Below are 16,318 nucleotides of genomic sequence, written 5' to 3' on the forward strand. Positions count from 1 at the left end.
CTATTATCCAAATTAGGCTTGTCCTTGTTTTTCGAGTTGTTCCACCTGGGGAATTAAAATTTCATTCTCAATTTTTGAGTGCGTTTGCAAATCGGTGTCTAAATCGAATAGTGCAAACAATATTTTCCGGCGGAGGTTATTGTCGGCCTTTTGCGGAAGATGCTCGATCAACAGTTTTTTTACATCGTCGAGTTTTTCCTGAATATCGTCGTGATGTTCGCGGTAGTCGATAACCGAATAATTCTCGGCCGCGTTGGCATCAATCAGATTTAAAATGTATGGGAAAACAGTATTGTTTTCGTAATCAAAATGTTGATCCACCTCATTTTTGTATTCATTGAAAAAACGCTCAACCAGTTGCATTTCAGGCTTCTGGCTGTATTCGCTCATCAAATGAATATTTTTTATGATTTCAGGAAACACTTCATCCGCAAAGTAGCTGTGCGACTTTGTAAGGTACTTTACAATCTGTTTAATGTCCTGTGCATCAAAATTCAATTCGTAATGGTACGATGTGTTTACATTCAGGTTAACCACCATTAGAAATACTTTGGTGCTAATTTCGTATTCCCGACAAATATCTTCAACCGTTTTTTCGCGAACACCCAGCTTAATTCCAAACCGCTCCAGCACAAGAATTAACTGCGGGTGGCTGAAAAGCAGTTTCGACATTTTTATTGTTTTCTGAATTTCTTCCTGCTTTGATCCCATGGATAAAAATTTGGCTACAAAATTATAATTTTTATTTAGATGTAATAAAAATAAGAAGATATTAGATTATAAAGCTTTTATAATCTTTCTAATAAAGGAATGTAATAGGGGAGTTTACGCAAATTATCGGGCTTTTTACAAACTGAATTTGTAGGAAAGGCCAATAATATTTCGGTTGTTTTTATCGCTGTTCAGGTAATGGTTTACACGATAACAGGCACCAATTTTATTGTGCTTGTTGAGTTTATACTCTAAACCTGCTTCGTAACGCGATTTGCTGAATTCGCCGGCATCAATATCGTGGTACCACTCTGTTAGTATGTAGGGCTCCAGGTCGAGTTTTTTGATTTTGTACTCCAGCTTAAATCGGTAACGCAGGTAATTGGTAATTTCGTTATCTTCCGAAAAATCGTCGGCATTGGTAAAACGCAACCTGAATTTTGGACTGAAATTTTTCCATTCAACACCGGTTTTTGCATCCAGATTAAAACGTCCGAACGATTCGTGCTCCTCCCCGTTGATGTTGTAACCAAAACGATAACCCGCACCCAGCCGCAAATATTTGCTGAATTTATATTCCAGCCCTGTCTGCAAAAAGTATTCGTTCAGTTCAAAATCTTCTTTAAAACGTACATTCGGCGACACTGAAAATTCGAGCCTTTTAACAATTTTGCCGCTAAGCTCCGCATCAAACCAGGTGCGCTGCGCGAAAGCCAGCTGAACTGTAAATACAATTCCAAGTAACAGAAGTAATTTTTTCATGGTTAAAAGGTGTTATTCTCGCCGTTATTGTCGTTTATGTCGTGGTAAACTTTAATTTTAGCCGCATCGCGCAGGTAGTTAATTTCTTCTATTTCAATACGTTTTACTTTTATTCCGGTGCGTTCCTGAATATCTGCATACAGTTCCGCTTTCCTCTTAATGTTTATGTTTTCAATGTTTTCGTAGTTGATAACCAGGCAGTTTTCTTGTTTTAAGTGCAATATTTTCTCCAAAATCCACATGGTAAGAATAATGGCAGCATTGGTAAACATCAATTCCACGTGGCTCACTTTTTTGTTCGAAAGTGCGTTGACAACCGAAATCCCAATGATGACAAACAAATAAGTCATTTCTTTAATCGGAATGGGGTCGGTGCGGTAGCGTATAATACCAAAAATGGCAAACAATCCAAGTGCGAATCCAAGCTCAAGTTTTACACTCTCGAGCAAAAAACAAAGTACAAATATTGTTATGCTTATGGAAAAGTAGCTGAAATAGAAATCTTTACGGTTGCTGTTTTTTGAGTAGATGTAATTTACTACAATAAAGATAACCAGCAGGTTGAGCAGAAATCGTACGATTAACTCTGTAAAATCTTGTGGATTTAGAACTTTAATTCCCAGCCACCTTAAAGGTTCTGTGATGATGCTATCTTGTAATTGATCCATATTTCTTATGTTTCTTAAATATTAACGTTAGATATCTATCGGAGAAATGGCAATTTTTCCATTAAACTGCTTTTTTAATCGCAGCATTCTTTCCTTAAATAGGTTTTGTTTTAGCCGGGGTTCTAAAAGTGCGCGCCCCATACAATATTTACTAAATCCACTCTGTTTAATTTCACTTCTTAGAAGTTGTTGTGCCAGAGCGGTTTTTTCGTTTACACTACTTTGTTTCAGTTCGATTATAGCCATCTTTTTCATAACCACTTTCTTGTGACGTGAGCACGAAACAAGTTGGAGGTCGATGGTGCAACGTTCCGAAAAGTCTTTGTTCACCAACGTGATGCGCTTAAATGAATTGGTGTTTTTCACAGGCAAAGTAAGTTTCGAAATATGGAAGTCGAAGTTGGTATTTACAGCCAGAAATTCGAGTTCTTTTCCCGTAAATGATGTACCGTTGTTCTCGGCAATCATGCGCAGTTTCTTTGTTTTACTTCGGTTGTTTTTCTTTTTTATTTCCAGAAAAGCAAGATCCGAATCGGCATAAATGCGCTTTCGTATTTTTATGCGGTTAAGTTTCCCGTTATGATGGTTTATGTACAAATCATTTTCTCGGGTATCGTAATAAATGGTGTTGTAGTTGTGTATTCTCGAGTTGTTAATTTCAAGAATATAATAGTCGTTTTTTATGGCATTTAAAACCTGAACCAGTTCGTCCTCGGTAAGCTGGTATTTTACATCAAACCGGTTCAAAAGCGCCACTTCATCCATTTGATTTAATGAAATAGAATCAAAACGTTCGATAACGGATGAAATTTGAGACATAAAAGCAGCAGTGTTTAAATACGTAATAAGTGCAGCAAAATAGAAATCTGAGCGGTGTAGTTATATAACGATTGTTTGCATTATTATAAATTATGTGTATGACTCTTCGTGTATGCCGGTTTTGTGTAATTCCTCTGGCCAGAAATTAAAATGGTGATTACCAGTGATTCCAAAACATACGAATACCAGTAATGTCAAAGTGGAAAGAAGGAATTAAAGAAGTTGACAGAAATTGTAAGGATTTAAATCCTACTAAAGGAAATTATTCTTCACAAAGTTGTTAAATGCCTCTTTGTATTGCTCGCTTACCGGAATATATACTTTGCCAAACACAATCCGGCTGCGTTCTATCGTGTCTATTTTTTCGAGGTTTACAATAAATGAACGATGAACACGCATAAATTTCTCCTCGGGAAGTTTGGCTTCAAGCGCCTTTAGCGAACTCAGCGACATGATCGGTTTTGTCTCGTTCTGAAGGTATACTTTTACGTAATCTTTTAATCCTTCGATGTAAATAATATCGTTAAAGTTGATTCGCCGGATTTTGTATTCCGATTTCAAAAACAGAAACTCGTGATTGGCTTCTACCTCGTCGTTGTTTTTATCAGCCCGTTCGTAACCGATTTGTTTTTTTGCTTTTTCGGCGGCTTTATAAAACTCTTCGTAACTGAATGGTTTTAACAGGTAGTCGACGGCATCGAGTTTAAATCCCTGCAATGCATATTTTTCGTAGGCCGTTGTAAAAATTATTTTGGGTTTGTTGGTAAGAATACGTGTAAACTCCAAACCATTTAAATCGGGCATTTCAATGTCCAGAAAAATAAGATCTACCTCGTTATTATCCAGGAATTCCATGGCATCGATCGGGTTGTCGAAAGCACCTGCCAATGTTAGCATTGGTGTTTTTTCTACATAAGAAGTTACCAGTTGAAGGGCAAGAGGTTCGTCGTCGATGGCAATGGTTCGTATCATTTAGCGGTATCAATTTCAAGATTTACACTGAATACTTCAGGCGAAGCGTCGATGTTTAAATCGTATTTTCCTGCAAAAAGCAAGTTAAGCCTTTTTTTCACATTCTCAAGTCCGATACCCGAATGGTTCTCATCGCGTTTTTCAGCTTTCTCTTTGGCAATGCTGTTTTCGCAAGTGAAATAGACTTTGTTTTCCACCGTTTTCATTTCTACTTTAATAAACGATTTATCGCGATAACTAATGCCGTGTTTAAAGGCATTTTCAATAAACGGGATAAACAACAGTGGCGGAATTTTAAGGTCGTTCTGGTTATTCGGAAGATCGATTTGGATATCGACTTTTTGTGAAACCCGCAACTGCATTAACGCAATATAATGACGCATAAATTCTACCTCTGCCGAAAGCAGTGTTTCTCCATGTTCTGACTCGTACAGCAGGTAGCGCATTAATTTCGACAGTTTTAAAATGGCCGCCTGCGCATCGTCGGTATTTATGGCTACCATCGAATAAATATTGTTCAGCGTATTAAAAAAGAAGTGCGGACTTACCTGGTTTTTCAGGAAAGCAAGTTCCGAATTTAACTTTTCCTTTTCCAGTTCTTTCTGACGTTTTTCGCTGGCCGAGAATTGCTCGATAGCACGTAAACCAATGGCAAAACCAACGATTATAATCGAAATCAGACTGTAACCATAAATTTGCATCAGTTTAAAAGGAGGACGTCGGAAGCGTGGCTCCCTTGCTTGATCCTGAATTTCCTCAGCTACCCGTTGGTTACGTTCCGGATTGTGGAAAATATGGTTAGAGTAATCGAGAACAAAATACAGGCAAACGATCAATACCACAGCAAGAATAAAGAACAGGGTTTTTCGGTTGTTCATATAAAAATTAGGAACCAGCCAAAAGTAACTGACATAAAATATTACACCGAAAATAAAGGCATTTACATAAATTCCCCAGTCAATAAAATTGCTGTTTCCTGCATAGCGGCTGATAATAATCTGTGGTAAAATTATTAAAACCACCCACACCAAAACGTGCATCAGTATTGCGAGTTTATGTCTGCCGGCCCTAAGTTTATTCATGCTATCTGGTTTTTAACAAAGTTAAAATTAAAACCAAAACTCACTAATCAATAATGAATTTTGGTTTTATATTTATTCGTGACGTACTGCATCAATTGGATCGAGGTTGGCTGCTTTTCGAGCCGGGTACCATCCGAAAAATATACCGATTACACTACAAACGAGGAATGATAATCCAACTGCCTGTGTGTCTACAACAAATGGCATATCTAATGCGAACGATGCCAGGTAGGAGAGTCCTGTTCCGAAAATTATTCCAATTATACCTCCCAGAATACTAAGCATTACTGCTTCAATCAGGAATTGCATCATAATGTCAAATCCACGTCCTCCAACCGACATCCGCAGTCCGATTTCTTTGGTTCGTTCAGTAACCGACACAAACATGATGTTCATAATTCCGATACCACCTACCAACAGCGAAATACCGGCAACTGCTCCTAAAAGCAGGGTTAGCATATCGGTAACCGACGATACCATTTCAACCATTTCTGCTTGTGAGCGTACTTCAAAATCATCGTCGGCTCCTTCTTTTAATTTGTGTTGTTGACGTAAAATGGTTTCAACTTCTTCGATGGCCGCTTCTGATTGTTCTTCACTCACTGCCGATGCGTAAATCGATTGAATGTGCGTGATTGCCAGCATACGGCGTTGCACCGAAGTATAAGGTGCAAGGATCATATCGTCCTGGTCCATTCCCATGCCGTTTTCGCCTTTTTCTTTTAAAACGCCGATTACTTTTAAGGGAATACCGTCAAAACGGATAGTCTGACCTACAGGATCAACACCATCTGCGAAAAGATTTTCTACTACTGTTTGACCCACCAGACATACTTTTGCCAGGGAGTTTATTTCTTTATCGGTAAAAATCCGACCATCCTCCAATGAGTATTTTCTAATATCAAGATAAGATGCATCGACACCATAGATAGAGGTGGGCCAGTTGTTGTTACCTTTAACAGCCTGTCCGCTGGTACTCACCTGTGGCGAAACTTCGGTAAGGTATTTGGCATCTTTTTTTAAGGCAGTAATATCTTTCAGAGTCAAAGATTTGGCGTTGGAGTTACCCATCATAACTCCGCCCCGACGTTGCTGGCCAGGCATTACCATAATCATATTGGTTCCCATATCCGACATTTCCTCGCGGATACTTTGTTTTGATGATTCGCCAATAGAAAGCATCGCGATCACCGAACCAACTCCGATAATAATACCAAGCATGGTAAGAATTGCCCTGAACTTATTTCTCTTCAGCGCAGTTGTTGCTATTTTCGTGAGATTTCTGTAATTCATTTTTCGCTGCTTTTAAGATTCATAATCTTCATCTACCGGAAGTGCTTTTATAAGCTCCGTTGCATTAAAACGATCGGTTACTGCTGTTTCTTTTTGTATTCTGCCGTCGCGGAAAACGATGTTGCGTTTCATAAAACGGGCAATGTCCGATTCGTGTGTAACGAATACAATGGTTTTGCCATTGTCGTTAAGTCGCTGAAACAGCTCCATAATTTCGTATGAAGTTCGGGTGTCGAGGTTACCGGTTGCTTCGTCGGCAAGAATAACCACCGGGTCGTTTACCAGCGAGCGCGCAATGGCCACACGTTGTTGCTGACCACCAGATAACTGGTTGGGCATGTGATCCATGCGGTCGGCCAGACCAACCTGCTCCAACGCGTGCATGGCACGTTCTTTTCTTTCTTTCGACTTTACTTTTGAGTTATAGAAAAGTGGCAGCTCAACATTCTCCAACGCAGTTGTGCGTGGCAGCAGGTTGTACGACTGAAATATAAATCCCAGTTTGTTGTTGCGCAGCCCTGCCAGCTGGTTCTTGTTCATGGTTCCCATGTTCACACCATCCAACTGGTATTCGCCGTACGTCGGTTTATCAAGACAGCCCAGGATGTTAAGCATAGTGGATTTTCCGGATCCGCTGGTCCCCATAATCGCTGCAAAGTCTCCTTCGTAAATTTCCATATCAACCCCGCGAAGTGCATGTACGGTCATTTCGCCTACATGATAGTCTTTTCGCAGTTCCGATACTTTTATAATTGCTTTACTCATTTTTCTCTTTTTTAGATACTGGATTCTAGATACCTGATACTCGTAACTCGTGTCTAGTGACTCGTAACTTGTTTCTATCTTCTTCCCGGAGGGCCTGGCATAAATGGGTTACCGGCTGCTCTTGCGGCAGTTTGGTTGCCTCCTTTTTGCTCCATGCTCAGCACTACCTCCTGACCGCTTTTTATACCTGAGATGATTTCAGCGTTAATATCATCGTTCAATCCAATTTTTACAGGAACAGGATGAATGCTGGTGCCTTCTTTTACCCAAACCATGGTTGCATCGTTGGCACCGCCCGGAGCTTGTTGTGGCATAGCACCCATTTCCGGTGGAGTTTGACCTTCCGGCATTTCAGGTTTGCCTTGTTGGCTCATGTAGCTCATCAGTAATTTCTGATCGGGAGTAAAACGAAGCGCTTTGCTAGGTACCACAAGAATATCGTTTTTCTCCAGTACGTATATCTGAATGGTGGCTGTCATTCCCGGCATTAACTTATAATCAGGGTTTGGCGCGTCAATAATAATGGTATAAGTTACCACATTGTTTGTAACTGTTGGCTCCCAACGCAATTGTGTAACCTCGCCTTGAAAAGTTGTTTCAGGGTAAGCGTCAACAGTAAACTCAACACGTTGTCCTTCTTTAATCTGGCCTATGTCGGCTTCATCAATGTCGGCTTCAACCTGCATTTGCGTAAGGTCGTTGGCAATGGTAAAAAGGGTAGGTGTGTTAAAACTGGCTGCAACAGTTTGTCCTTCTTCCACTTCTTTATTCAACACAACTCCGTCGATTGGAGAGTAGATCAAAGCATAATCCAGGTTGATCTGGTTTTTTTTGTGTTGGGCCAGTGCGTTGTTATAACTTGCTTTTGCTTTGTTTAAGTTATAAATATACTGGTCGTAATCAGTTTGTGAGATCAATTGTTTCTCATTCAGCGGAGCCATCCTGTCGTAGGTTGCCTGCTGATAGTCGAGCTCGGCCTTTGCATTGTCTAAGGTTGCCTGACTTTGTTCCAATTGAGCTGCAAGATTTGTGGTGTCGATTTTAGCCAGCAACTGGCCTTTCTTTACGTAAGAGTTGTAGTCAACAAAAAGGTGATCGACAATTCCCGAAACCTGAGTTCCAACTTCAACTGTTGTAATGGCTTCCAGCGTACCGGTTGATTCCACAATAGTGCTTATGCTACCCGATCCTGCTTTTCCTGTCTGAATATCGATTTGGCTAATATCAACCTTGTTCGGTTTTAAGATAAGAGCTGCCGACACCAAAACGACTAGCAGTAATGCGATAATAATGATTGTTTTCTTTTTCATGATATTTTGTTTTTAATAGTTACTGATTTAAAAAGCGATTGGAGTACCCTGATAATAATCGAGTATTTTATAACTGAATATGAGGTTGAATTTTGATTGTAACAAATCGCTTTCGGCAGCGATAAGGTTAGTTTTCTCGAAAAGGAAATCAACCGAGTTAATTAAACCGTTATTGAATTTTTCTTCAGCCAGCGCGTACGATTCCTCGTACGAATTATAACTTTCGAGACTGGCTTCGTATTGAATTTGTGCTGAACTTACATCTACACAAGCCTGCTCGATTTCTTTTCGTAGTTCGTTCCTTGTATTGATCTCGCTTAATTCTGCATTCTGATAATTTATTTTAGCATTGGCTACACTCGATTTTACCTGTTTGTTCTGGAAAATCGGAATGGAAACCGAAAGACCTACAGTAGGTGTTACCTGGTCGCCTAATTGTCCCATACTGCTTGAAAAACCTGAAGAAAGTCCGGCGTTGGCTGCTACCGAAGGGTAGTAATTTCCGCGTGCTATTTTTTCGTTTAAAGCAGCGCTTTCTTTCTGATATTCGGCACTTTTAATCTGGGGTTTAATTCCCAAAGCAATGGCGTACACTTCAGCTGCCTTTGGTGTTAAATTCTGATTCATATTGCCATCGAGAACAGGACGTTCAATGGCAAAATTTTCATCAACCGGAAGTTCCATCAATTGCATTAAACTGATTTTGGAAATAGCGTACTGGCTTTGTGCATTTGCAAGACTTAGCTTTTCTGTAGCCAGCTGCGATTTTACCTGCAAGTAATCCGATCTTGAAATAATTCCGGATTGTAACCGGGCATCAGATAGCACAAGCTGGTCGCTTGTTGCTTCCATCTGGCTTTGTGCATTCTTTACATTTTCTTCGTAGGCAACAACCTGCAGAAATGCATTAAGAATACTGATCGTAATTGATTCTTTAATTGTTTCCGAATCGTAGAGTCCGGCCTGAAGATCGAGTTCAGCTTGTTTAATGAGGTTTTTCAAGCGAAGACCATTGTAAATGGTAATGCTTGAATTTAACGACATACTTCTGCTGTTCGATCCTTCGAAGCTGCTTTCACCGGTGGTGTAATCCTCCACTTTCGACCATGAAAAATTCTGGCGGGCAGAAGCATTTAACGACGGCAAAAGTTGGGCTTCCGCCTGTTCTTTGTTCACTTCATTCGACAGGTTGCTTAAAATACTTTGGCGAACCTGTATGTTTTGCTCCAATGCATAATCGATACAATCAGTAAGGCTCCAGGTTTTGTTTGCTGTTTCGTTTTGAGCAAACAGCAAAGTGGGTAAACTTACTGCTAAAAAGAAGATGATTGTTTTAATTCTATTCATAGCTTTTTGTTATTAATTTCTGCGGTAAAGCTATGTCGGGCAGTACTTTTTAGCCAATGAAATAGAAGAACCGGGGATTTTTATCGACGGATTGGGAAAGTTTAAGTAAGTTGAATTTGAAAAGTAGAGACGTTTTTTGTTAATGTTTCTGACATTTAACGGATTTCGGCTGGTACGCTACCTAATTCTTCTTCTATTCTAACATCAATTTGGTGAATTTGTGACCCCTTTTGCAGAAAAACTATCATTCCAGCTTTTCAATAATTTGTATTTTCGTGGCTCACATACGATAAAACTTATGATTGGACCGACCTATTATTAGTCAACTTCGACGATCATAAAAAGGATTAAAAAATGAAACATATGAACTATAAAGCACTTATTTTTCTGCTGGTCGTTTGCAGCCAGACTTTATTTGCACAAAAGAATTTTAATGTACAGGTTGATAAACTGGGGGCAGAAGTGCAGCCGGATATGTACGGAGTATTTTTTGAAGATATAAACTTCGGTGCCGATGGCGGACTTTATGCCGAATTAATAAAAAACCGTTCGTTTGAGTTCGATCAACCACTTGTTGGCTGGTTGCCTTTCGGAAATGTGGAGGTAAAAAACGAAAGTGCTTGTTTCGACCGAAATCCAAATTACGTTCGCCTGAACGAAACCGGTTTGCGACGCGGCACCGGATTGGAAAATAATGGTTTCAGAGGAATTGGCTTAAAAAAGAATGATACCTATCGTTTTTCATTTTATGCCCGCTCGCTTGATGGAGGCGAAAAGAAATTTGTAATTGAACTGGTAAGCTCCAACGACGATATTATTGGTAGAGGAGAAATTCTTGTTTCGGGTAATAACTGGCAAAAATATCAGTGTATAATTAAGTCGAATGCCACCGATGCAAAAAGTAAAGTTCGTGTGGTTTTAAAATCGGCCGGAGAAGTTGATCTGGATCATATTTCGATGTTTCCCACCGAAACCTGGAAAAATCGCGAGAACGGTTTGCGAAAAGATTTGGCCGAAGCGCTTTACGAATTAAATCCCGGTGTATTTCGTTTCCCCGGAGGATGTATTATCGAAGGAAATACGCTGGAAACACGCTACCAGTGGAAAAACAGTGTTGGCCCGGTTGAAAATCGTCCGTTGAACGAAAACCGCTGGAATTATACATTTAAACACCGCTTTTTCCCCGATTACTATCAAACTTATGGTTTAGGATTTTACGAATACTTTTTACTGAGTGAAGACCTGGGAGCTGAGCCGCTGCCGGTAATCAGTTGTGGTTTGGCTTGCCAGTACGAAAGTGAAGAATGTGTGCCGGTTGGCGATCTGCAACCTTATATCGATGATGCGGTTGACCTGATTGAATTTGCCAACGGACCGGTTGACTCAAAATGGGGGAAAGTACGTGCAGAAATGGGGCATCCTGAGCCTTTTAACCTGAAATATTTGGCCGTTGGAAACGAGCAGTGGGGCGAAGGTTATGTGGAGCGATTGATTCCTTTTATGGAAGTGTTGCGCGAAAAACATCCTGAGATTAAAATTATCGGAACTTCCGGCCCAACTCCTGATGGAGAGAATTTTGATTACCTGTGGCCAAAAATGACAGAATTAAAAGTTGATTTGGTTGATGAGCACTACTATCGCAGTCCTGAATGGTTTTTGGAAAATGCTGACCGCTATGATAGTTACGACCGAAACGGACCAAAAGTATTTGCAGGCGAATTTGCTTCGCACCATAAAACCCGTGATAACAACATGCGCGCAGCCATTTCCGAAGCTGCTTTTATGACCGGTTTGGAACGCAATGCCGACATTGTTCATTTGGCAACTTATGCGCCGCTTTTTGCACATTACGATGCCTGGCAGTGGAAACCTGACATGATTTGGTTTGATAACCTGCAGGTGGTGCGTACTCCAAATTATTATGTGCAGCAAATGTATGCTCACAACACTGGAACAAATGTTTTGTCGATTACAGCCGACGGCGCAACCATATCCGGGCAGGACAGTCTGTACGCCAGTGCCGTATTCGATAAAAATACTTCGGAGGTGATTGTGAAAGTGGTAAATGCTTCGGACGAAATTCAGGACATTAACATCGACCTGAAAGGCTTAAAACGTTCGATTGAAAAAGTTGAAGTAAAAATTAGCTGTTTACACAGCAACCAACCTGATGCAATAAATACACGCGAAGCACCCAATACTTTGGTACCGACTCATTCATCGGTTAGGGCTGACGAAAGTGGATTTGAACTAAAAGTTCAAGGAAATGCATTTTATGTGTGCCGTGTAAAAATTGAAAAATAGAAGGTGAAGAAAGTACGAATTAGAGATTCGTACACGACATAAAAATACTATAAGTGTTTATATTTGCACTTAAACGAAGCTGACCCATAAAGTCAGCTTCTCTTTTTGTATAAGTTTTTAAGACATTTGTGATAGTGGTAATTACAGCCATCATTACTTTTGTAGGTTAGAGGGGAAGTTTATCAGGATGAGAAACCGGTTTAAAATATTTACGTTTTCAGTTTTTATATTGCTTTCATCGTTTGTGTTTGCAAATGGAGGGAAGCTGACTTTTACGCATTACACCAACGACGATGGCTTACCTTCGTCGTACATAAAAAGTATTTGCCAGGACCAGTTTGGATTTATCTGGGCAGCAACCCGTAGTTCGGTTTGTCGTTTCGATGGAAAATATTTTAAAACGTTTCAGGCTGTTGATGAACAAGGAAATTACTTTGATATCTGGAGTAAGTGGAATCATTTTCATCAGGTAGATTCTACTTTGCTGGTTCAAACCACCGATGATGTTTTTTATTCCTTTAATTTCAATAAAGAAATTTTCGAACCTTACCATCCAATAAATGATCTTGGCGATGTATATGAATTGCGTGAATCAAAAATTGGTTACTGGGTACTTAAATCTGATACAATTTGTTTGTTCGATACAAAAACGAATCAGCTTAAAGATTTTAATGATTATGTGAGTTTTGCTCCTGCGTTGGAGGGAGTTGAGATACTCAATATAAGGGAGAAGAATGATCGCTTAATGGCGGTTACCAACGATCGCAGGTTGCTTATTTACGATCTGAAACGTGAACAACAACGATATTTTGAGCTTCCTGAAGGAATTTACGTCGAGGGCTTATCGCATTTATATATCGACAACAGTAATTATGCGTGGATTGGAAATTATGCGGATGGTTTGTACCAGATTAATCTTACAAACGGCCAGTCGCGAAGGTTTACGGCGGAACAAAATGGAAACAGGCATTTACTGCATAATCTGGTTCATACTTTAAACGAAGACCAGCAAGGACGTGTTTGGATTGGAACCGAAGACGGGCTGTGTGTTTGGTCTCCTTACACCGAGTCGTTTGATTATTATCAGCACGATATCCGAAATCCTCAGGGATTAAACACAAATCCCATTTATAACATCTTTAACGACCGCGATGGAAACATGTGGTTGGCAACCTATTTCGGAGGAATAAACTTCTGGAATAATACGCCTGAATTTTTTCATGTGTGGCAAGCCGGTACCGGAATACAACATTTGGCCGGAAGTGCAGTGAGTTGTATTGCCGAAGATGAAAACGGGCACATCTGGGTGGGAATGGAGGATATGGGGATCAACCAGATTGATCTTGAAAAGGACGAAATCATCAGGGAAGTTAACGAGAGTAACGGTTTGTCGTTTAATAATGTACACGATTTGTTGTTCGAAACTCCCGATCGGTTATGGATTGCAACCTATACCGGAGGCGTAAATATTCTTAATCTTAAAAACAACAGGTTTGAATATCTAAATACATCAAATCATCCTGAACTTCCGTCGAATGATATATACAGTTTGTTGCATGTTGGCGATAGTGTTTTTATTTCAACATCGGCCGGAGTGGCCGTTTATAATTCGTTGGAAAAGAGGCTTTATCGTTACGAACCTGATATTTTTGACGGAATACAGGTAGAGTTTATGTACGACAGCGAAGATCGAATCTGGTTTTCTGCGTTTATCGGTACCTATTATTTCGATAAAAAGAAGCGAACATTTGGAACGCTTGATAAATTCAACTTTCTGAAAAATATAAATTTTGCAAAAACTGATTCGAAAAACCGTGTGTGGCTGGGCGACTGCCTGCAAGGTTTGTACGGATACGATCTGGACAACGATACGATTTACGAATACAACGAAACAAATGGTTTTCCGTTTTCGTGGATTTTTAGTTTGGAAGAGGGGCGCGATGGTTATTTGTGGGCGAGCGGCGATAAAGGTTTGGCGAAATTTAAACCTGAAACCGGAGAAATCGTTTGGTATAACCGCGAGTCGGGTTTGCCTTTCGAACAGTTTAACTACCGGGCATCGTACAAAAGCCGCGATGGCGAAATCTATTTTGGCGCTAACCGTGGAATGATTTCCTTTAATGAGCGAAACAAGCCGGAAATTAAAAAAGAACTGGATGTTGTTTTCAGGGGAATGCAATTGTTTAACCAGGAAATGGTGCCCGGCGAAGATCAGGCGCTTGAGCAATCTTTAAATCTGCATCCTGAAATTCGATTAAAATACAAACAAAATGTTTTTACCATCGAGTATGCCGGTTTAAATTTCCAGAACAAAGGAAACTGCCAGTATGCATACTACCTCGAAAATTTTGAAAACTCGTGGAACTATGTGGGAACACGTGATTTTGCCACGTATACCAACCTCGGGCCGGGAGAGTACTATTTTCATGTAAAAGCATCAACGGATAATGCCGAATGGGGAACAAAAGCAAATTCGCTGAAAATAATTATTGAGCCGCCGTTTTGGTTATCGAAATGGGGATTCTTTATGTATTTCCTTTTGCTTATTCTTTTACTGGTAAGTTTTTATGTGGTGGCTACGCGCATACAAAAGTCGAAGGCACTGGCCGAAATGGAACGCCGCGAAAAGGATTATCTCACCGAACTCAATAATTTTAAGCTGGAGTTTTTCACCAATGTTTCGCACGAGCTTCGTACACCGCTTACGCTAATTGTTGGGCCGCTAACCCGGATTCTTGAAGATGAAAAACTAACACCCGCGCTAAACAAAAAAATGAAGGGCATTAAAAACAATGCACACCGTTTGTTAACGCTGGTTAATCAATTACTTGAATTCAGGAAAATTGAGAATGGCAAAGAAAAACTCAAGGTAAGTCACCAGAATATTACCACGCTTTTAAAGGATGTTGAAGAGGCCTTTATGGAGTCGGCTGAATCGAAATCGATTGCTTTCGACTTTGAGATCATAAATCTGGAATCAAATATCTGGGTGGATTACCAGAAACTGGAGAATGTGCTGATTAACCTGATTTCCAATGCGCTGAAGTTTACCCGCGAAGGTGGTGAGGTTAAAGTGAGTGTGGAATTACTTTCGAAAGAACTGGCGTTTAAAACTTTAAGAATTACTGTAGCTGATAACGGAATTGGAATCGATTCTTCGAAATTGAAAAAGATTTTTGATCGTTTTTATCACGCCGACGGAGGAAGCGATCCGCAGGTTGCGGGATCGGGAATTGGTTTGGCGCTGGTAAATAGCCTGGTGAAATTACACAAAGGTACAATCGATGTAAAAAGTACTGTTGGAGAGGGTGCTGTTTTTACGGTTAAGTTACCCGTTTCGCGAAAAGCTTATCAGGATTCGGAAGTGTTGATCGGTGCAGAGCAGTATATTCCGCACATTACATTGGCCGACGACCTAAAACAGGCTCCGATGTTGCGCGATGAGGTGGAACGACTGAGTGCGCAGCCTACCATTTTAGTTATCGATGACAACCGTGAACTGCTCGAGTTTATTTCAGAAACGCTGGCCGACAATTACAAAGTTATAACTGCTATCGACGGAAGCCAGGGAATGGAAAAGGTAGAAGAAGCCCTTCCTGATCTGATTATCAGCGATGTGATGATGCCCGGGATTGATGGTTTCGAGCTGACCCGGAAGTTAAAATCTGATCTGCGAACATCGCATATTCCCGTTGTATTGCTAACGGCAAAAAGCGGTGAGGAGAACGAGTACGAAGGTTTACAAACCGGTGCCGATTATTACATTGAAAAACCCTTCCTGCCGCATATTTTAATAAAGTTAATCGAGAATGTACTGCATACCCGGAGAAGCCTGATCGAACGTTTTAAATCGGATGCAAAGATGTTGCCAACTGAAGTTGCCACTTCCGAATCGGATAAAGAGCTTATCGATAAGATTAGCAAGTTGATCAAAGAAAATATCGATCGGCCAAACCTTGACGTATCGTTCCTGGTAAACGAAATTGGTATCAGTCGCTCTTTACTTCATGTAAAACTCAAAAAATTAACTGACTGTTCGGCTACCGAATTTATTCGCTCAATCCGCTTACGCGAAGCCGTAAAATTAATCGCCGAAGGGAAGTGTAATATTTCGGAAGCGGCGTATAAGACAGGTTTCTCAAGTCCGGCATATTTCAGCAGGCGATTTAAGGAATATTTTGGCGTAACTCCAAAAGCCTATTTTGATAACTAGAAGGGGAAATTAAAGTTTTCCTCTTTTTAACTACATCAATTGCTCTTGATTAGCGGGGCTGTTAGGTATTCC

General features: G+C 40.3%; 12 protein-coding genes. 2 read left to right on the forward strand and 10 right to left on the reverse strand.

The genetic code is table 11. The features are described from left to right. Positions 1-12: 12 nt before the first annotated feature. The 10 genes from SLH46_RS07220 to SLH46_RS07265 all read right to left on the reverse strand — a co-directional run bounded on the left by SLH46_RS07220 (position 13) and on the right by SLH46_RS07265 (position 9,729). On the reverse strand, positions 13-711 hold the full coding sequence (locus tag SLH46_RS07220) for a hemerythrin domain-containing protein (RefSeq protein WP_320280498.1): 699 nt from the start codon (positions 709-711) through the stop codon (positions 13-15). Positions 712-846: 135 nt separating this feature from the next. Further along, positions 847-1,473: a DUF2490 domain-containing protein gene (locus SLH46_RS07225; RefSeq protein ID WP_320280499.1), complete on the reverse strand. Its 627-nt coding sequence runs from the start codon at positions 1,471-1,473 to the stop codon at positions 847-849. 2 nt (positions 1,474-1,475) lie between these two features. Continuing rightward, positions 1,476-2,141, reverse strand: a complete 666-nt coding sequence (locus SLH46_RS07230; protein ID WP_320280500.1) for a DUF4956 domain-containing protein — start codon at positions 2,139-2,141, stop codon at positions 1,476-1,478. A gap of 27 nt (positions 2,142-2,168) precedes the next feature. Beyond that, positions 2,169-2,960 carry a polyphosphate polymerase domain-containing protein gene (locus SLH46_RS07235; protein ID WP_320280501.1) on the reverse strand — a complete coding sequence of 264 codons (792 nt, stop codon included), beginning with the start codon at positions 2,958-2,960 and terminating at the stop codon, positions 2,169-2,171. 252 nt (positions 2,961-3,212) lie between these two features. Beyond that, positions 3,213-3,932, reverse strand: a complete 720-nt coding sequence (locus SLH46_RS07240) for a LytR/AlgR family response regulator transcription factor (RefSeq protein ID WP_320280502.1) — start codon at positions 3,930-3,932, stop codon at positions 3,213-3,215. Then, positions 3,929-5,014: a sensor histidine kinase gene (locus tag SLH46_RS07245; protein ID WP_320280503.1), complete on the reverse strand. Its 1,086-nt coding sequence runs from the start codon at positions 5,012-5,014 to the stop codon at positions 3,929-3,931. The genes SLH46_RS07240 and SLH46_RS07245 overlap by 4 nt, the downstream gene beginning before the upstream one ends. A 72-nt stretch (positions 5,015-5,086) precedes the next feature. Beyond that, the gene (locus tag SLH46_RS07250; RefSeq protein ID WP_320280504.1) at positions 5,087-6,307 is read right to left on the reverse strand and encodes an ABC transporter permease; all 1,221 of its coding nucleotides are present in this window, start codon (positions 6,305-6,307) and stop codon (positions 5,087-5,089) included. A 12-nt stretch (positions 6,308-6,319) separates the two neighbouring features. Further along, positions 6,320-7,072 (reverse strand): ABC transporter ATP-binding protein, encoded by a 753-nt coding sequence (locus SLH46_RS07255; RefSeq protein ID WP_320280505.1) that lies wholly within the window; start codon positions 7,070-7,072, stop codon positions 6,320-6,322. Positions 7,073-7,146: 74 nt separating this feature from the next. Further along, positions 7,147-8,382, reverse strand: a complete 1,236-nt coding sequence (locus SLH46_RS07260; RefSeq protein WP_320280506.1) for an efflux RND transporter periplasmic adaptor subunit — start codon at positions 8,380-8,382, stop codon at positions 7,147-7,149. Positions 8,383-8,409: 27 nt separating this feature from the next. Continuing rightward, the gene (locus tag SLH46_RS07265; RefSeq protein ID WP_320280507.1) at positions 8,410-9,729 is read right to left on the reverse strand and encodes a TolC family protein; all 1,320 of its coding nucleotides are present in this window, start codon (positions 9,727-9,729) and stop codon (positions 8,410-8,412) included. Positions 9,730-10,092: 363 nt separating this feature from the next. Here SLH46_RS07265 and SLH46_RS07270 point away from each other — a divergent pair, with 363 nt between their 5' ends. After that, entirely contained in the window at positions 10,093-12,033 is a 1,941-nt protein-coding gene (locus tag SLH46_RS07270; RefSeq protein WP_320280508.1) for an alpha-L-arabinofuranosidase C-terminal domain-containing protein, read from the forward strand. Positions 12,034-12,220: 187 nt separating this feature from the next. Continuing rightward, entirely contained in the window at positions 12,221-16,246 is a 4,026-nt protein-coding gene (locus tag SLH46_RS07275; protein WP_320280509.1) for a two-component regulator propeller domain-containing protein, read from the forward strand. The last annotated feature ends 72 nt before the right edge of the window (positions 16,247-16,318 follow it).

It is taken from the genome of Draconibacterium sp. IB214405 (assembly GCF_033963885.1).
Lineage (GTDB): Bacteria > Bacteroidota > Bacteroidia > Bacteroidales > Prolixibacteraceae > Draconibacterium.